This is a genomic window from Acinetobacter legionensis (assembly GCF_048551735.1).
In the GTDB taxonomy this organism is placed as follows: domain Bacteria; phylum Pseudomonadota; class Gammaproteobacteria; order Pseudomonadales; family Moraxellaceae; genus Acinetobacter.
The window spans coordinates 159,563-177,467 of the sequence record NZ_JBIMBV010000009.1 but is presented as its reverse complement, the minus strand read 5'-3'; the positions used below and the strand labels follow the sequence as shown (position 1 = coordinate 177,467).

The 17,905-nt window shown below is 35.7% G+C and carries 14 protein-coding genes and 3 pseudogenes; 7 read left to right on the top strand and 10 right to left on the bottom strand.

Going from position 1 to position 17,905, the window contains the following annotated elements; translation table 11 throughout:
- Nucleotides 1-235 precede the first annotated feature (235 nt).
- From ACG9ZL_RS10415 to ACG9ZL_RS10395, 5 genes and pseudogenes are all read right to left on the bottom strand, one after another.
- Nucleotides 236-1,163: pseudogene (locus ACG9ZL_RS10415) on the bottom strand (IS5 family transposase).
- Between the two features lie 117 nt (nt 1,164-1,280).
- A complete protein-coding gene (locus tag ACG9ZL_RS10410; protein ID WP_336952823.1) occupies nt 1,281-2,132 on the bottom strand; it encodes an SPFH domain-containing protein in 852 nt (283 codons plus the stop codon).
- Nucleotides 2,133-2,158: 26 nt separating this feature from the next.
- Nucleotides 2,159-2,620, bottom strand: a complete 462-nt coding sequence (locus ACG9ZL_RS10405) for an NfeD family protein (RefSeq protein ID WP_336952821.1) — start codon at nt 2,618-2,620, stop codon at nt 2,159-2,161.
- 138 nt (nt 2,621-2,758) lie between these two features.
- Entirely contained in the window at nt 2,759-3,676 is a 918-nt protein-coding gene (locus ACG9ZL_RS10400) for a patatin-like phospholipase family protein (RefSeq protein ID WP_336952819.1), read from the bottom strand.
- Nucleotides 3,677-3,736: 60 nt separating this feature from the next.
- Nucleotides 3,737-4,363, bottom strand: coding sequence for a lysophospholipid acyltransferase family protein (locus ACG9ZL_RS10395; protein WP_419359943.1), 627 nt, complete (start codon nt 4,361-4,363; stop codon nt 3,737-3,739).
- Nucleotides 4,364-4,517: 154 nt separating this feature from the next.
- On the opposite strand from ACG9ZL_RS10395, the gene ACG9ZL_RS10390 reads away from it, so the two are divergent.
- From ACG9ZL_RS10390 to ACG9ZL_RS10375, 4 genes are all read left to right on the top strand, one after another.
- Nucleotides 4,518-5,771 (top strand): MFS transporter, encoded by a 1,254-nt coding sequence (locus ACG9ZL_RS10390; RefSeq protein ID WP_336952815.1) that lies wholly within the window; start codon nt 4,518-4,520, stop codon nt 5,769-5,771.
- A gap of 574 nt (nt 5,772-6,345) precedes the next feature.
- On the top strand, nt 6,346-8,007 hold the full coding sequence (locus ACG9ZL_RS10385; protein ID WP_336952813.1) for a phosphoethanolamine transferase: 1,662 nt from the start codon (nt 6,346-6,348) through the stop codon (nt 8,005-8,007).
- Nucleotides 8,008-8,024: 17 nt separating this feature from the next.
- Nucleotides 8,025-8,717: a response regulator transcription factor gene (locus ACG9ZL_RS10380; protein ID WP_336952811.1), complete on the top strand. Its 693-nt coding sequence runs from the start codon at nt 8,025-8,027 to the stop codon at nt 8,715-8,717.
- A gap of 1 nt (nt 8,718) precedes the next feature.
- The gene (locus ACG9ZL_RS10375) at nt 8,719-10,056 is read left to right on the top strand and encodes an ATP-binding protein (RefSeq protein WP_336952810.1); all 1,338 of its coding nucleotides are present in this window, start codon (nt 8,719-8,721) and stop codon (nt 10,054-10,056) included.
- Nucleotides 10,057-10,083: 27 nt separating this feature from the next.
- Here ACG9ZL_RS10375 and ACG9ZL_RS10370 read toward each other — a convergent pair whose 3' ends face one another.
- From ACG9ZL_RS10370 to ACG9ZL_RS10360, 3 genes are all read right to left on the bottom strand, one after another.
- Entirely contained in the window at nt 10,084-10,890 is an 807-nt protein-coding gene (locus ACG9ZL_RS10370) for a BUD32 family EKC/KEOPS complex subunit (protein WP_336952808.1), read from the bottom strand.
- A 296-nt stretch (nt 10,891-11,186) separates the two neighbouring features.
- On the bottom strand, nt 11,187-11,861 hold the full coding sequence (locus ACG9ZL_RS10365; protein ID WP_336952807.1) for a phosphatase PAP2 family protein: 675 nt from the start codon (nt 11,859-11,861) through the stop codon (nt 11,187-11,189).
- A 286-nt stretch (nt 11,862-12,147) separates the two neighbouring features.
- A complete protein-coding gene (locus ACG9ZL_RS10360; protein ID WP_336952805.1) occupies nt 12,148-13,335 on the bottom strand; it encodes an ammonium transporter in 1,188 nt (395 codons plus the stop codon).
- A gap of 757 nt (nt 13,336-14,092) precedes the next feature.
- Between ACG9ZL_RS10360 and ACG9ZL_RS10355 the strand changes: the two genes are divergently transcribed.
- Nucleotides 14,093-14,707 carry a hypothetical protein gene (locus ACG9ZL_RS10355; protein WP_419359941.1) on the top strand — a complete coding sequence of 205 codons (615 nt, stop codon included), beginning with the start codon at nt 14,093-14,095 and terminating at the stop codon, nt 14,705-14,707.
- A gap of 2 nt (nt 14,708-14,709) precedes the next feature.
- On the opposite strand, the gene ACG9ZL_RS10350 is transcribed toward ACG9ZL_RS10355, so the two are convergent.
- Nucleotides 14,710-15,312 carry a hypothetical protein gene (locus ACG9ZL_RS10350; RefSeq protein ID WP_419359939.1) on the bottom strand — a complete coding sequence of 201 codons (603 nt, stop codon included), beginning with the start codon at nt 15,310-15,312 and terminating at the stop codon, nt 14,710-14,712.
- A 162-nt stretch (nt 15,313-15,474) separates the two neighbouring features.
- On the opposite strand from ACG9ZL_RS10350, the pseudogene ACG9ZL_RS10345 reads away from it, so the two are divergent.
- Together ACG9ZL_RS10345 and ACG9ZL_RS10340 are read left to right on the top strand one after the other, a co-directional pair.
- A pseudogene (locus ACG9ZL_RS10345) lies at nt 15,475-16,317 on the top strand (SDR family NAD(P)-dependent oxidoreductase).
- A gap of 298 nt (nt 16,318-16,615) precedes the next feature.
- Nucleotides 16,616-16,984, top strand: a pseudogene (locus tag ACG9ZL_RS10340) (endonuclease domain-containing protein).
- A 464-nt stretch (nt 16,985-17,448) separates the two neighbouring features.
- Here ACG9ZL_RS10340 and ACG9ZL_RS10335 read toward each other — a convergent pair.
- Nucleotides 17,449-17,883, bottom strand: a complete 435-nt coding sequence (locus tag ACG9ZL_RS10335; protein WP_419359938.1) for an SMI1/KNR4 family protein — start codon at nt 17,881-17,883, stop codon at nt 17,449-17,451.
- Between the last annotated feature and the right edge of the window lie 22 nt (nt 17,884-17,905).

The following is a 17,905-nucleotide window of genomic DNA, read 5'->3' as shown; positions in this document are numbered from 1 at the left end:
GTGGAACATTACCTGTAAAATTGATTTAAACGCTCAATCCAAGCGACAATACAAAAAATTTATGAGGTTACAATTTAAACTTAATGTAATGCGGTGATTTATTTATCTCTCAGCACTAAAGAAATATTTTTGAATCATTTAAATTTGATGAATCCCCCTCAATGTGGGGTAATCAATTGAATAGGCTTTGTTGCACAAAGATTCGAAAGTCTAAATTCCTTTGCCTAAGTCAAGTTTAGACCACAATTCGGGTGCGAGTTCTACCTAATTCACTGAATCTATTTAATACACGAGCATTATTAATGCGCAAGGTACATAGATTTCAACGACCTGACTTTGAAAGTTCCTTGTGCTTAGTTTGTCGCCAAAAAATTTTATGCAGTGCATCTTGGTATTTACTAAACTTCTCTGAGGGTAATCTGACCATTTTTCCATAGTATCCTACCTAAATGTTTGGCTGTTCGAAGCAGCTCATTGCATTCTAATGAGCAAGTTTTTGTATTTTTTCAAGGCTTGACATTTTTTCTTAGGGATCACCATATGTGCCAATTTGTCTGAAATCACCCGTTAGCAGCTTTTAGTATCATAAGCTCCATCAGTATAGATGGAATTGAGTTGTTCACTTGGTGGAGTCTGATAGAGTAAATCACTAATATTATTTGTAGTGTTTTAGCATTGATACCTCTATGGAGCTTATGCCATTGGGTCGATATTCAGCTTATTGTTGCTTAGGCTTCCATTCACCTTATTTGATCAACGAAAATTTTAAATCTTGTGAAGCTGGCATCTCATGTTTAAAAGTAGGTGAAGTATACAATGACTTTTTAATAGCGAATCGTAATCTCAATATACTTTTGTCTTCTAAAAATAGTGAAAAAATCTAAAGCTGTTTAATCAAACCCTCATAATTTAATCAAGCTTTAAACAAAGCCTGTGCCCATACTTAAAGACAATTAGAATAAGGATTTAATCATCAAATAAGATTGAAAGATTGAATAGTCGCATCTGAATAGGTTTGATTGCTACCTTGTTTACCGCTCCGATTAGGCATACCACTTTGTATTAGAACCAAACTAAGTGGAGATATTTCCACGTTGGAATAGAGCTCGGTTGAAACAAGACCAATTGAGGGTGTGCTATGTGTGAAGTTTGGGCTTATTCAATCGCGAATTATATTACTGAATCAGACCTTATGGGCATGTTAATGCAAAAACCTATTTCAAGATAAAAATAGGCAACACATCGGTTGCCTATTTTGAGCAATTTTTTAAATTTCAGAATTAATTTCTGCCCATCACACCGCGAATCGTATTCATAATATCCGCAGGTAACACAACCGTTTTGGCATTATTGGATTTGGCCATGTCTTGCATAGCTTTGACATATTGCTCACCCAATAAGTAGGCAACAGGTATTTCTTTATCACCTACAGCAGAGGTCACCATTTCAATAGCACGCTGTGAAGATTCAGCCAATACAACTTGAGCTTCAGCATCGCGACGAGAAGCTTCTAAACGTCCATCAGCTTCTAAAATAGCGGCCTGTTTTTCACCATCTGCTTTGGTTACAGTTGCACGACGTTGACGTTCGGCTGCTGCTTGGGCTTCCATCGCTGATTGCATCGTGTGTGATGGTTGAATGTCTTGAATTTCCACAGTTTTTAGTGTGATGCCCCAGTCGGAGATATCATCAGAGATTGCTGCTTTTAATTTCGCTTTGATATGATCACGTGATGACAATGCATCATCTAGGTCCATTTCACCAACGATTGAACGTAGGGAAGTCTGCACCAAGTTTTGAATTGCCCAAGTGTAGTTTTCGATACCGTACACGGCTTTTTCTGGTGTGGTTAAATTGATATAGGCCACGGCATTCATCACTAATACAGCGTTATCACGTGTGATTACTTCTTGTGATGGGATATCTAGAACAATATCTTTTGTGGTTACTTTATAAGCAACTTCATCCACATATGGAATGACGAAGTTTAAACCAGGACTCAGTGTGATGTGATATTTACCTAAGCGTTGTACGATCCATTTATAACCTTGAGGAACAATACGGACACCTTTGAAAATGGTCACAGCCACAAATAGAAATAAGACTAAAACAACAATAGAACCAAAACCCATTTAATTTTCCTCTTTATTCTTCATTATTAAGATGATGAATGTAGTTGTACAACTAGATCATTACCTAAAATATCAGTCACTCGTACACGGTCACCTACTTGTACAGGCGATAACGTACGGCAATTCCATTCATCAGAACCCAAAACAGGCATTGGAAAGCGGACACGAATTTGATCATGGCTAAGCCCAGTTTGAATGACCATACCCGTTTGACCAATGGTTGCTTCACGAGAAAGCCCAGCTTTAGTTTTATCTACAGATAAGGGTTTAATGAATTTAAACCAAGCCACAGTACAAATGATAGATAAGATAATCCAGCAAACGACTTGCAAGGTGAAACTCATACTTGGGAATAACCACAATAAAATGCTGACTATAACTGCAGCGATACCAAACCACAAAGCCGCAAATGCTGGTAGTAGAAGTTCAGATAAGATCAGCAATATGCCAAGTACAAACCAATGCCACGGTTCAAAAATAAAGTTCATACATCTACTCGAGTGATTATCATTGATATAGATGACGGATCATCTATATCAATGTAGCAGATCATTTTAGTGCTGCATATAAAAACGTGATTATTCTCGTTTTAAAGCTTTATTGATTATATGACCGCTATTGCGGTATTAAAATTTTGCCCGTGGTGCAGGTTTTAATGCAGCAGGTGTTTTTTTAAAGTTATTAATTGCAGCTTGAATCGCAATGATTTTGCCTTGGGCTGCTTTTTCGCCTTCTAATATGGCTTGGTTACTCGACTTAAGATCAAGTGTACCTAAGTGTCCAACTTTAGGCTGAATAACAATATTTGCCTGAGCCAACTCATTGTTAATACTTTGTTGTCCCATGATGTTAATGGTTTGATCCAATAAGCCCCACATATTCATGGGTTGGCTGCCACTTGGACGAGCAGAAATATCAACTGCAATCACGATATCAGCTCCCATATCACGCGCAGTCTGGACAGGAATTGGGCTAACTAAACCACCATCAACATATTTTGTATGACCAATTGTGGCTGGTACAAAAACATTCGGAATACTGCAAGAAGCTCGGACTGCTTGTCCTGCATTTCCTTTAATAAATTCAGCTTTTTTACCATTGTCTAAGCGTGTGGCAACTGCTGCAAAACGGATTGGAAATTGCTCAATAGGTTTATTCGCAACATTCCGATTGATATAATCTTGTAGTTTTTGACCAAGAACAATACCTTGGCTATTTATAGTTAAATCACGCAAATCAGATTCTTTCAATTGTTGTGCAATTTGCTGCATTTGAAATGGTGTTTTACCACTGGCATAAATACTGCCAACAAAACTTCCGGCACTGGTTCCAGTCACAATTTTAGGTTTGATCCCGTGTGATTCTAAAACTTTGAGCACGCCAATATGAGCGAAACCTTTTGCTCCACCGCCACCTAAAGCAATCGCGATAACAGGCTCACGTGCTTTAATTGCAGTGGTCTGTGTTGGAGTTTTGGTAGTTTTGTCACAGCCAACAAGGGCTAGACCCAATAAGCCTATAAAACCAAGTTGTTTAAAACGCATGGAGTATTACTTTTGATCAAAATGTATGTTGCACATCTGAACAGATTGTCTCTGTTTTTTCTAGTTATTTTTCAAAAGTTTTTGTAAAGGAATTGATAAAAAATTAGGCCGTTTAGGTGAAAAATTACCTTTAAAACGCGCTAAAATTTCTGCTAAATCTTGCTCATAATCTCCTGTAGGTTGCAATGTTCCTAAGCAGTGAATTTGCTTTTTCTCATAATCGAATGAGAAAATTGCAATCGGTATTTTGGCTCCCATAGCAATATGATAAAAACCACTTTTAATTTTTTCAGCTTTTTTCCGGGTACCTTCAGGTGCAATCGCAATCCAAATTTTATCTTGCTCTTGTATGATTTTAACAATCTGTTGGGTGAGTCCATGTGGTGAATCACGATGAACAGGAATGACACCCATCCATTCAAAAAGTACTTTAAGTGGCGTTTTAAACAGGCTATCTTTTCCAAAAATTGTGACGTTAACACCAATACCTAACATCGCGAGGAAGGCATATAAACCATCATAATTAGAGGTGTGTGGCGCAATAAATACCACCGCTTTAGGTAAATTGGGAAATTCACCTTCAAATCCCCAGCCTTGAACTAAGTAAAGGTTTTTAAAAATATTACGACTGGTGTTTGTACCACGCTGAGGTACTTGATCAGGTATCATTGGAAAATTTTGTGACATTGTATTTTTATATGATTACTCTTGCATTGATTTTGGTTTTTGCTTAATAGTAACGATCTGCAAAATGTAAATATTACAAAATTCGTAGATAAAAGCAATACATACAGAATCAAGTTACGCCCATTTATACTGACATCATTCGAGTTTAGATTGCATGCGACACACCTATTTGTTGTTATTTTCATTGTATTGGGCACAGGGTTTACCTGTAGGATTTATGACGCATGCTTTACCAGTAATTTTGCGATCACAAGGCGTGTCATTGGCACATATCGGTGGCTTTGGATTACTCATGGCCCCTTGGGCAATTAAGATTTTGTGGGCGCCCTTTGTGGACAGTTTTGGACATGATTCCAAAGGGCATTATCGCAGTTGGATTATTCCAACCCAACTTTTAACCATTGCTATCTTGACCATTTTATCTTTTTTACCGATCCAATCCCTGAATGAACCGATCTATTTATTATTGTTTTTTATGGCTTTGCTCTGTATGAACAGTGTTGGTGCAACCCAAGATATTGCAACGGATGGCTTAGCCGTTAGTATTTTAAAAGGGGATCAGCAACATATCGGGAATATGATTCAAGTCATTGGCTCTCGTTTAGGATTTATTGTTGGGGGCGGGGCAATCTTATGGGCAATGGACTGGTTAAGTTGGCAAAGTACGTTTTTGATTTTAGCAGGAATTGTGGCTTTAAATACAATCCCTATTTGCTTTTACCACGAACCCAAACACTTGAAAAAGACTGCTTTAACACATTTACACGATGACGCTACACAGCACTTTATTGAAAAACTTAAAAGTTATTTAACTTATTTCTTTGTCAATAAAAAACTAAGAGCATGGTTCTTTGTGCTTTGTAGCATCAAAATAACCGATGGCTTTACAGGTCCAATAACTAAACCTTTGTTGGTTGATCTACAGCTGAGCCTTTCTCAAATCGGCATTTATATCACTATGTTAGGGGCATTTTCTGCATTATTGGGTGCAGGCTTAGCCAGTTTAATGTTAAAAAATCTAAAGCGTCAGCAAGCCTTAATCCTATTTTCTATTTTGAAATTGATCAGTTTAGCAGGGTTTGTGTGGTTAGCAGCTCAATATGAACAATCTCATTTTGTAGCACCGTGGTTAATTTATTTGATTAATGCTTTAGAAGATCTGTTTGCTGCAATGCTTTTAGTCATAATTTTAACATTAGTGATGCAATATAGCCGTCAAGAATATGCAGGTACAGATTTTACCTTTCAGGTCTCGATTATGGCAACAATCAGTGGGTTGTTGTATACCTTAAGTGGCATGATTGGCGATCAATTGGGATATTTTAATTATTTAAGTTTGATTTTAGTGATAGGCATTTTTTGTCAAATCCCTATAATATATTGGATCAAAAAGATTCGTCATTCATAATATTATGAACTTAAATTTTGATAATAGCTATGATCAATATTTAATATGTAGCGTTATGGTTAGTCAGGTTTTGATTGAATTAAATAATTTTTCTTGGGAATAAATAAGCCCACAATGTATTATAAAAGTAAAATACATTGTATGGTTAATAAAGTTTAATTTATGTATAAATGTCTTTGATTTAATGTGGTTTTGTCTTTATTTTTTAATTAAATATTGATGTGTTTTGCATTGCTTGAAAAATAGAAAATTACTTTTTCGCCATTTTAAAATATGTAGAAATCAATTCGTGTATTATTACTTTTTTGGATTTAAAATAAATTTATCTCAAAAATATTAACTTTAAATGAATTATTGTGAATGGAATAAGCAGTATTATAATCTACGGGCTATAAAATAATACTCATTTTTTTTGTAGATGCTTTATTTGATTTTAATTTTCTCAGATCGTGAGAAATTTAAAGGTAGTTACAATTAAGATCAGTGGTGCAATATGCTTGGGAAAGTGCTTTTTAAGTTCAGTTTAAGCTTCATTTTTTAACTTAACCCCATTGAAAAGAGTATTGCCAAAGTAATGTCTAACTTAATACAGCGTATAAAACGACGTGAAGTCTCAATTTCCCTAACTGCTTTTAATTTTATTGTCGCAGTGTGGTTAGGCTTGTGCCTGAATTTTAGTTTTTTAAATAAGGTTCAGTCTCTAACGCCTTATCAGGGGATTAAAGCACAGCTGTTTCTGATCGCGACAGGTTTTGTGCTGGTTGCTTTATATAATCTATTATTACAAATTTTAGACTGGAAATGGACAGCAAAATTTTTTGCAATTGTCTTGGTCTTCATTGGTGGATTTAGTGCTTATTTTGTCAACTCATTGGGTGTAGTCATTTCGCCTGATCAAATTCAAAATATGGTACAAACAGATCCTAGTGAAGTGTCAGACTTACTTTCTTTGCAATTTTTGGTTTGGACACTGGGATTTGTTGTTTTACCCATCATCATTATTTTTTGGGTAAAAATTAAACCAGAAAAAATTGGCAAAATATTATTATTTAAAAGCATAAATATTGCGGGCTCTTTCGCTGTAATTGCAGCATTATTATTTGTTTTCTATGTGGATTATGCTGCTATTTTTCGCGAGCATCGTGATTTAAAAGGCATGATTTCTCCGCAAAATGCAGTAGCTTCAACACTTTCTTATTTTCATAAAAAAGCACCGAAAAAAAATCTACCTTTGATTCGTTATGGTGAAGATGCACATTTAGTCGACGATGTTGCTTTACAACATAAACCTAAATTGATGGTTTTGGTAGTTGGTGAAACCGCACGTGCAGAGAGTTTTTCTTTAAATGGTTATGCAAAGAACACTAATCCTGAATTGTCCAAGCAGACGGGCCTAATTAATTTTTCTCAAGTCAGTTCTTGTGGTACAGCAACAGCAGTTTCAGTGCCTTGTATGTTTTCAGGTATGCCTCGTAAAAGCTATGATGAGCAACTGGCAAGTCATCGAGAGGGACTGCTTGATATCGCGCAACGCGCAGGTTACAAGGTAACGTGGATTGATAATAATTCAGGATGTAAAGGTGCTTGTGATCGCGTTGAGAAGTTTGTAATTCCTCAAAATTTAGAGAAAAAATGGTGTAAAGATGGCGAATGTCAAGATGGAATTTTAGTCGATAGCTTAAACCTATATTTAAGTCAATTGCCAAAAGATGATAAGCAAGCGCATTTGATTGTATTACATCAAATGGGAAGTCATGGACCCGCTTATTATAAACGTGCACCAAATGAATTCAAAAAATTCAAACCGACTTGTGAAACCAATGCGATACAAGGTTGTTCATCGACTGAATTGATTAATACTTATGATAATTCGATTGTCTATACAGATCATATTCTAAATCAAATGATTGAAACTTTAAAACAGCAACAAAACTATCGCACAGGTTTTTGGTATTTATCTGACCATGGTGAGTCTACAGGTGAACGTGGTATGTATTTGCATGGTGCACCTTATGCGATTGCGCCTACTCAACAAACCCATGTACCAATGGTGATGTGGTTTTCAGATGCTTGGAAATCTGTAGCAACAAAACAAATCAATTGTTTAAATCAACAAAAACAGGCAACATTGAGTCAAGATAATTTATTTCCAAGTCTTTTGAGTTTGTTAAATGTCCAAACTCAAGTCATAGATCAAAAAAATAATATGTTGCACCAGTGTGCTGTACAAAGCTGATTGAAAGGATATAAACCATGACCAAAATTTTGATGATAGAAGATGATTTTATGATTGCAGAATCATCTAAAACATTATTGAAATATCAGGGCTTTGATGTGGAATGGGTGAATAATGGTTTAGATGGCCTCAAGCTTATTTCTGAGAAACAATTTGATTTGGTCTTACTTGATTTAGGCTTGCCCATGATGGATGGGATGCAGGTCTTAAAGCAAATTCGTCAACGTTCAAGTTTACCTGTACTGATTATTTCAGCACGTGATCAATTACAAAATCGTGTTGAAGGTTTAAATCAAGGCGCGGATGATTATTTGATTAAGCCTTATGAGTTTGATGAGTTGGTAGCTCGTATCCATGCCTTATTACGTCGCACAGGTGATATAACAAAAGAAGTGATAGGAAACGCATCAAATTTATTGAAAAATGGTGAAATTGTTTTAGATGTTGAACAGCATATTGCAACTCTAAAAGGTGAAACAGTGGAACTTTCAAATCGTGAATGGGCGATTCTCATTCCGTTAATGACCCATCCCAATAAAATATTTTCTAAATCTAATTTAGAGGATAAATTGTATGCTTTTGATAGTGAAATCAACAGTAATACAATTGAAGTCTATGTACATCATATCCGATCAAAATTGGGTAAAGATATTATTCGTACAATTCGTGGATTAGGTTATCGTTTGGGGCAACCACAAAAAGCGGAATAACATGGAATCTGCATTTTCCTTAAGAAAACGTTTAATTCGTTATACATCTATTTTTAGTATTTTACTTGGTTGTGTGTTGGTTTTTTCAGCCTATAAAATTTCTTTAGAAGAGATTAATGAAATTTTAGATGCACAAATGGTCTATTTGGCAGAGCGAGTGGAATTAAATCCACGTGCTATCCAAAGTCATTTTGATATACATAAACGTTACCATGAAGAGGATTTATTTATTGATGTTTGGGCATATGCTGACCCAAGTCAAACCCAAAGTACGCCTCATCATGTCATCGTTGAACCTAAGCAAAAAGCAGGTTTTTATAGCCAAGAAACAGCGCATGGTACTTGGATTACCTATATCTTACCTACCACTAATTTTCAAATTCAAATCAGTCAACAGGAAAAAGTTAGAGAGCATTTGGCTTTAGAGCTGGCTGGAAGTATGTTTCTTCCCTATTTATTAATTATTCCTTTTGCCTTACTCGGTTTGGTTTATATTATTCGCCGTAGTTTAAAGCCCCTTGAAGACTTTAAATCTGAACTCGCAAAACGTGATTCAAATTCATTGGTTGCGATTCAAAATGAACATTATCCAGAAGAATTATTGCCTACAATTCAAGAAATGAATCATTTATTTGAGCGAATTTCTATTGCTCAGCAAGAACAGCGACAGTTTGTAGCAGATGCTGCACATGAGTTACGTACACCAATTACTGCCTTGAATCTGCAAACTAAAATTTTAATGAGCCAGTTTCCTGAAGAGGAAAATCTGAAAAATTTAAGTAAAGGTTTAGCACGGATGCAGCACCTAGTAACGCAACTGCTTGCCTTGGCAAAGCAAGATTCCTCATTGAGTCATGAAGTTCAAGTGACTCAATTTAAGCTGAATGATGTAGCACTTAATTGTGTAGAACAGTTGATGAATCTTGCAATGGAAAAAGATATCGATCTTGGCTTTGTACGTAATGAAATAGTGACTTTAAGAAGCGTAGAACATAGTCTTCATTCAATCATTTTTAATTTAATCGATAACGCAATAAAATATACACCTGTTTCAGGCATGATTAATATTTCAGTATTTGAAGATATTCATGGTTTTGCTTATGTTTTAATTGAGGATAGTGGTTCTGGAATTGATCCTGATATGTATGACAAAGTCTTAAAACGTTTTTATCGTGTACATCATCACTTGGAAGTGGGGAGTGGTTTGGGATTGTCGATCGTGGATAAAGCCATTCAACATTTAGGGGGTGAACTGTCTTTATCACGTAGTGAAGAATTGGGCGGACTCAGTGTTTTGGTCAAAATCCCAATTCAGTGCCATATCAAAACAGAAAAGTAAAATACTTAAAAATAAATGATCCCATTTCTACATTAGCGGAAGGGGCTCATTTTTCTTCATATACTGAAAAAATTCTAAACATTTTTGCATTCTACGACCATCACTGCCAAGTTTACCCAAATTGAAATTTGCAACCCAATTGAGTTTATTTCCTATACGGCAAATCTCGTTGTATTTTGATTTACTTGGATAAATTTCTGCAATCAGGATATCGCACGCTTGTGCAAGCTCGTCATCATTAAAACGGAATGCTGTGGAGAAAATAAAGCATAACCAATCTCGAATTTGACAGGTTTCTAATTCGAGGACTTCCCCAGGATCAGTTTCAAAATCAATAAAAGTAAATGCTTTGTCCTTATTCACTAAAATATTTCGTGCAAACGCCTCACTCAAATAACTGTCTTTTTGGTGTACAGCTTGAATAGCAAAAATTGCTTCACGATAAAATTCAAGCTTTTTAGCAGTATTTCCTTCCATTTTTGCCAATGCTTGATCAAGTTGCATGACATCTTCACCGTGATCAGCAGCATCTTCAATCAATAGACCTTGTGAACAATTAGCTAAAATTTGTGGTGTTGGAATACCAAGTGAATTTAATTCTGTCAGACGATGTACTTCACAATAAATCGATTTGCTTCCACCATAATTTGGAATAGGGGTTAGTGCTTCAATATTGAGTATACGTGCAACCCATTTTAATGGGATATAAATCCAAGCCGAGTGGCGTTCAGAGGCTTTTTTAAGCCACACTTTGCCATCACCTAACTGATAAGACTGAATATTCTGGTCTTGAATTTTAAGCGAATTGCGGAGAAATTTAGAAAAATTACTCATATTTTGCACGTATAAGATTACTAAATTGGCACAAGTATAAACAAAATATAATAATTTGTAAAAATTAAGATTGGTTTAATAATTTAATATTTAAATTATGACAAAAATGTAATTCTTTTAGTGATGAATATAGCTAAGCATCACTTGATTTGGCATTTTAGATTGAAATAAAAATAGATGAGCGATCAAATAAACCAGAGTAACAGTAATTCGCTTTTAAATATCTGATGTATTTTTAGAGATGCATTTATAATAAAATAATTTTGTGCGATATATCATTTATAATTTTAGAGTCGTTATCTGGTAAATTTTTTATAAAATATACGATACACAATTAAGTTAAAAGTAAAAATAATCCAACCTGTCCAAAGGTTATGGCTAAGGAAATGCGCACCACGCATCATTTGCCCCCACCCCGTAATCAAGCCAAGTGTTAAACCTAGGGCTAGGAAAAGATAAGCAATTTTAGAATTTGATCGTCTAAATACAAAAAAACCTGTAAGCAATGAAAAACCTGTGCTGGCATGCCCACCAGGAAAGCAGCCTCCGTGGCTTGCAGAAAAATCCCAAACATAGCCTAGAGCGGTTTGCTCAGTCATAGACCAAGGGCAGGCATGAGCTGAGTGGGATTTGAAAATGCCAATTACTGCTGTAGATAAAACACTGACAATGAACAAATAGCCCAATTGCCATTGATACGATTTTAATTTCGCAACTTTAAAAGAAGCAATCCATGAAATGAATACTGTAATATAGAAGGCAATGATAATATGTTTAAGCAACTTGTGATTAACTTCAATAAGAAACCAATTGTTCTTGAGTGGAAAATGACCAGTACTATCTATCCACGGTTGGATAAAATACATATCGATTGCGCCACCCACGGGAAAGACAAAGAACAATATTAAAAATAATATTCCTAACAATAAACTGTTACTTAGGAAAAATTTATTTGAGTCGCAATAAGACATGTGTTGTTTTGCTCAATTTAAATATTTTAATCTGCGTGTATTAGAAAAAAACAAACTTAAACTAAGCTTAATGATTATATAATTGGAATTTTATAATTTGATCTATTAATAAATAGAAACATCAACGATTATTTTAAGATGGTTTTTGTAAGTAACTGCTCTTGAGAATGAATAAGCTTATTTTAAAAATTTTATTTTTAAATTATTGTATAGTCATTTAGATGCTATAAAAAGCGGCTTTTCAGCCGCAAAATTTATAAAAAATAAAACCTGCTGGTATAAACGATTAAAACATTGCATCCTCAGAGTTTGCAGAAATTTTATGAATTGATAAATCTGCACCTCGAAACTCTTCTTCTTGTGTTAAACGAATACCCATAGTCGCTTTAAGTATACCATATACAGCAAATCCACCAGCTAAAGCCAGTAAAATGGCAAGTAGCGTACCTATTATCTGAGACATCAAAGATACTCCCCCGATCCCTCCCAACCACTGCTGACCAAATAGACCCACAGCAATACCACCAAATGCACCACAAACCCCATGTAATGGCCAAACACCGAGTACATCATCAACTTTGAGTTTATTTTGTGTATAGGTAAACAGTTTAACAAACAGAAAACCGGCACAGATACCAATAAATAAAGCGCCAATTGGATGAACCACATCAGAACCTGCACAGATTGCCACCAAGCCTGCTAAGGGGCCATTATGTAAAAACCCCGGATCTTCTTTTCCAAAGAAATTTGCAGAAAGTGTGCCGCCTACCATTGCCATGAGTGAGTTCATAGCGACTAAACCTGAGATTGCATCTAAGCGTTGAGCACTCATGACATTAAAGCCAAACCAACCAACAATTAAGATCCAAGAACCGAGTGCTAAGAAAGGAATAGAAGAGGGGGGATGTGCACTAACGCGACCATCTTTTTTATAGCGCCCATGACGTGCACCAAGTAGTAACACTGCTGCAAGTGCAATCCAGCCACCCATCGCATGTACCACAACAGAACCGGCAAAATCATGGAAGCTAGCACCAAACGTATCCGCTAACCACTTTTGTAAGCCGAGATTACCATTCCATGCGATCCCTTCAAAAAAAGGATAAACCAGCGCCACAATAAACAGGGTCGCAATGGCTTGAGAACGCATTTTGGCACGTTCTGCAATGCCACCAGAAACAATGGCGGGGATTGCTGCAGCAAAGGTCAAAAGAAAAAAACAACGCATCAAATTGTAGCCATGCTCAGTTGAAAGCGTAGTACCTGTATGAAAAAAATGTTGGCCATAGGCAATGTAATAACCAACAAAGAAGTAGGCGATTGCTGAGATTGAAAAGTCAGTAATAATTTTACTGAGTGCATTGACTTGATTTTTATGGCGAACTGTTCCCAGCTCTAAAAAAGCAAAGCCTGCATGCATAGCGAGTACAAGCACTGCGCCAAGCAAGAGAAAGAGTAGATCAACGTTTTGCATATACGATTCTTTTTGGTGCTATCTGTCACAAATTGGTTCAAGTATAACCAACGATTTGAATCCGTGAAGTGTTTGGCTGTAAGAAAAAATAGATCAACAATTTCAAAATATTATTAAGACTCGATATAAAGCAAAAGCATGCACTATATTGGAATTTATGCACTAACTTGATGCAATAAGATATTCTGGTTTATTTTTAAGATACTGATAATTATTGATTTTTATTTATCGTGTTTCACCTTAGACCCAGCCTGTCTAATTTGAATCTAAAAACAAACCGATAAATGATTGAGTTAAAATTAAAAAATAACTTAATGACCAATTTTTGCATACACCCACACTGCAAGCTTGATTTCTGTATTCGAAATGGTTTCTTTGAAATTTTTGACCGTTCCATTGATTGGTTTTTTGAAACTTTGCATTTTAAAAAATTTGTATGGCCGTTTTCTCAAGTACTTGCGGAGTCGCTGCATAATTAAGCGAGCCCAAAAATAGTGATAGAACACTACTGTTGAATATTATTATATTTTTCATAATCATATCGATTTTTTTGTGATTGAATTATCTGTATTTTAAAATATGTATTTTATCAAGCTTTTGTATTCATCTTCTGGTTTAATCAACATCTTGGGGATATCTGAGTTATATTATTATAAATTTCAAATGGTTGGTCTTTTATTGAGTGTTTTAATGAGTTGAAAATAAATGTTTAAGATAAAATCAATTTGCGATTAAACAATTAATGACGTGTACAAAAATGATGGTGTCTAAAACATATTCCAATTTTTTAGTGTATTTAATAGCATTCTTTGGCCTCTGTCTATTTGCTGAATCAGTGAGTGCGCAGTCCAATCAATATAAAATCTATAAGTCGAAACTGTTACAGCGTGGAGAAGCAACTTTTCAAGTTATTTCTCAATGTGATGATTCTAATGACAGTGCAGAGTCAGGTAGTGCAGGTTCTTTTCGAACATCATGTTTATCGAGTCGATTAGCGGTAAACTGGAAAGGTCAGCAAAGAATACTGAATTTTCCCATGGCAACAGTACAGCAGCAGAAAATATTAGCAAGCAAAGGCTATGCTTTAACACCTGAGATGAAAGTAGGGGATTGGTCACCACAAAGTTTAGCTTGTGGTCAAGCGGCTGGTATTGCGGGGCATTTTGTGGTGGTCAATCAAGCAACTACCAACGATATTAATCAAGAATATCACGGTAAAGGTTCATTGAGTGATGAACCCATTTTGCTGAATTTAAATGGGACTTTTACCAGTGAAACACTTAAAGCAAAAATCTATGCTTTATTAAAGCAAGGCCAAGTAAAGATTTCTAAAGTGATTGGTGCAAATGCAATTTTTGCGGATGAAAAATAGATTTAACACAGATAAATCCGTTTCATTTTGTCATCTGTTAAGAAGAAAGCAGATGCAGCACAGGTTTCTTCGAGTACATTGGCTGAAACACCATCACCTTTAAACTTTAAATAATGTTTAGGGTCAATCTGTTCGTTAGCAATAATATCGCCATTTTCTCCAAAGCGATATTCTTCATCGACATAGATATTTGTTTTAGGCGCGACTTCGAACTTAGCAAAAATATCTAAATCATCAACTTCTTCATTATTTTGATAATAATAAATTTTATCACTGTCCGAAATACGAAATTCAAACAGATATTTCATGCCCTTTTTATTGGGATTTTTTAAGACTTGGAAAGCATCTCGTTTTCCATCTCCATCAAAATCGATAAGTAATGGCTTTTTAAGATGTGTCGTATCAACTGAAAAACCTTGAGGGAGTGGTGTTGGGTTATTGACGAGGTGGTCTGGCTCTGGCTGAGCAGGAATCTCAATGGATTCTACTTTGGTATATGCTTGTTGTGGAGTTTCTTGTTTGGTTAGTTTAGTTTCAGTGCCGGCTTTCTCATGACATCCCATGAGAAAAATAAGGGTGATGGATAATAAAATTTTGTTTTTCATAGAATTTTAATCATTCAATCATTTTGAATGTTGAAGATTCTATCTTAAAAATTGATTTTTTGATGCTCAATGTCCTAAATTGGAGATATAGTCGTGTGTTCTATATGTGCCAGTTTGCTGTCTTATACTGATTCATCTTCATCACTACAATGGGGGAATATTTTGAACACATCAAATTCTGATCAAGCTTTATCTGTCGTGATTACAGGGGGCACACGTGGAATTGGTTTTGCTTTGGCAGAAGCTTTTTTAAAGTTAGGTTGGTCTGTGATGATTTCGGCACGAAATGCAGCGCAGCTAAATCAAGTTGTTGCAGATTTTGCGCAACGCTATGCCCCAAATCGAATTTAAGGGGTGACCTGTGATGTGGCTCAATATGAAGATTTACACAATTTATGGAAAGAAACAGTTTTAAGGTTTGGTCAGGTCTATGTTTGGATTAACAATGCCGGTACCTGTAATGCAGCAAGAGCATTTACCGAGATTGCTAGCTCAGACTTAGAAAGTGTAATCAAAACTAATGTGCTTGGTTCGATGTTGGGTTCGCAAGTGGCTTTAAAAGGAATGATGCAGCAAGGTTTTGGGCAAATTTTTAATATGGAAGGTTGGGGTAGTCGTGGTGAATGGAGTGCGGGGATGACGCCTTATGCAACCAGTAAACGAGCAGTTGCTTATCTGAATCATGCTTTAAATAAAGAAACCAAAAATAGTAATATTTTGATTGGAACGCTCAGCCCCGGAATGGTGGCAACAGATTTATTGATTTCTTCTTGGCAACAAGGTGAAGTTAAAAACTGGCATAAAATGAAATGGTTATTTATGTTTGTGATTGACCCACCTGAGCAAGTGTGTGGTTATTTGGCACAACGCATCAGTAAGAATAAGAAGAGCAATGCGCGTATTGTCTGGATGACACCGTGGCGTTTGTTGCTTCGATTTTTCCAACCTTATTATTGGAAAAGAAATCCTGTAGAGGGGACAGCTTTGGATCAGCTTAAGGAATAGTGGTTTTAGTGTTATGCATTACTGGAGAGATATTGAAAGAGCAGACCTCTGCTTAACCCTCTCCTGAAAGAAGAGGGAACCTCTTTGTGTATCAAATAACTATTCAATTCTCAAAGAGTATTCCTTCCACATTTTGGGGGAATATTGAGGTGGTGGAATTTATGCAAATATTGTTAGTCGCCTCTCTTTAATCCTCTGTTGAAAGGAGGGAGAAACCTATCGTGTATCAAATAACGATAAAATTAGTAATGGAAGTCCCCTCTCCCCGTGGGAGAGGGTTAGGGTGAGGGAAAATAAAATGAAGCTAAACCCCAAATTATTAAAATACGCTAAATCTATGTGACACGATGCCACAAATGCGGAACATCTTATGTGGCAACTTTTACGAGCTCAACGATTTATGAATTTAAAGTTTCGTCGTCAGCATGTGATTGAGCCTTATATCGTCGATTTTTTCTGTCATGAATTGGGCTTAGTGGTTGAGTTGGATGGTGGGCAACATAATACAGATGTGGGTGTAGCTTATGATAATGGAAGAACTCAGTTTTTAGAGGCTTTGGGGCTTAAAGTTATTCGTTATTGGAATGATGATGTATTGAATCGCAGTGAGGTGGTATTGGCGGATTTGTGGAATATCTGTATTGAGTTGAAAGACACCTCTCCCTAACCCTCTCCTGAAAAGAGAGGGAACCTCTTTGTGTATCGAATAACTATTCAATTCTCAAAGAGTGTTTCTTCCACATTTTAGGGAAGATTGAGGTTGTGGAATTTATGCACACATTTTTAGTTACTTCTCTTTAACCCGCTGCTGAAAGGAGAGGGAGCTTCATTGTGTATCGAATAATTATTAAACTCTCAAAGAGTGTCTCTGCCACATTTTAGGGAAGATTGAGGTTGTGGAGTTTATGCAAATATTTTAAGTCATTTCTCTTTAATTCTCTGTTGAAAGGAGAGAAACCTATTGTGTATCAAATAACGATAAAATTAGTAATGGAAGTCCCCTCTCCCTGTGGGAGAGGGCTAGGGTGAGGGTAATTTTTGAAAAATTAGAGTGTATCAATTCGCTTTATTTTGATAACTGATCTTTAAGTTAAATGGATATGAAATTGTTGAATGCTGTACGGAAAAACATCATCGATCAAGTATTTCTAAATCATCTTTCATTATGAGTAAAATAAACTCTTCAAAACTGTTACAAACCTTATTATGCGTATTACAGATTTCATAAATGCCTAATTCATTGCCATGTTCGTCTAGTTTTACTGCATATGCAGTCATCCAGAGTAAGAACTCAGAGAATACAAAACAATTTGCATGAGGAAAGTTTTCAATCCCTTTTAAATCTTTTACAGGTCTAAATTCAGCTAAAGTAAAAAATGAAAATCCTTCATTATTACAATTCATCTCACCTGAACCATTACAAAGTGTAAAATACGCTTTCAAAATTTGCGGAAGCTTGAGCTTATATTGTTGTTCAAATTGTTCGACCTCAATCAAGGTTGCAGGTTCTTTGATTTCTAAATTTTGCTTTAAAAGATATTCTTTAAATTCTTCTATAATATTCATTATTTTACTCAAAAAAAGAAGG

Bases quoted from the DNA above. Each gene is read 5' to 3' on its own strand.
- ACG9ZL_RS10390 (WP_336952815.1), top strand. From the start codon at position 4,518: ATGCGACACACCTATTTGTTGTTATTTTCATTGTATTGGGCACAGGGT.
- ACG9ZL_RS10380 (WP_336952811.1), top strand. From the start codon at position 8,025: ATGACCAAAATTTTGATGATAGAAGATGATTTTATGATTGCAGAATCA.
- ACG9ZL_RS10370 (WP_336952808.1), bottom strand. From the start codon at position 10,890: ATGAGTAATTTTTCTAAATTTCTCCGCAATTCGCTTAAAATTCAAGAC.
- ACG9ZL_RS10365 (WP_336952807.1), bottom strand. From the start codon at position 11,861: ATGTCTTATTGCGACTCAAATAAATTTTTCCTAAGTAACAGTTTATTG.
- ACG9ZL_RS10395 (WP_419359943.1), bottom strand. From the start codon at position 4,363: ATGTCACAAAATTTTCCAATGATACCTGATCAAGTACCTCAGCGTGGT.
- ACG9ZL_RS10350 (WP_419359939.1), bottom strand. From the start codon at position 15,312: ATGAAAAACAAAATTTTATTATCCATCACCCTTATTTTTCTCATGGGA.
- ACG9ZL_RS10360 (WP_336952805.1), bottom strand. From the start codon at position 13,335: ATGCAAAACGTTGATCTACTCTTTCTCTTGCTTGGCGCAGTGCTTGTA.
- ACG9ZL_RS10400 (WP_336952819.1), bottom strand. From the start codon at position 3,676: ATGCGTTTTAAACAACTTGGTTTTATAGGCTTATTGGGTCTAGCCCTT.
- ACG9ZL_RS10405 (WP_336952821.1), bottom strand. From the start codon at position 2,620: ATGAACTTTATTTTTGAACCGTGGCATTGGTTTGTACTTGGCATATTG.
- ACG9ZL_RS10335 (WP_419359938.1), bottom strand. From the start codon at position 17,883: ATGAATATTATAGAAGAATTTAAAGAATATCTTTTAAAGCAAAATTTA.
- ACG9ZL_RS10375 (WP_336952810.1), top strand. From the start codon at position 8,719: ATGGAATCTGCATTTTCCTTAAGAAAACGTTTAATTCGTTATACATCT.
- ACG9ZL_RS10385 (WP_336952813.1), top strand. From the start codon at position 6,346: ATGTCTAACTTAATACAGCGTATAAAACGACGTGAAGTCTCAATTTCC.
- ACG9ZL_RS10410 (WP_336952823.1), bottom strand. From the start codon at position 2,132: ATGGGTTTTGGTTCTATTGTTGTTTTAGTCTTATTTCTATTTGTGGCT.
- ACG9ZL_RS10355 (WP_419359941.1), top strand. From the start codon at position 14,093: ATGATGGTGTCTAAAACATATTCCAATTTTTTAGTGTATTTAATAGCA.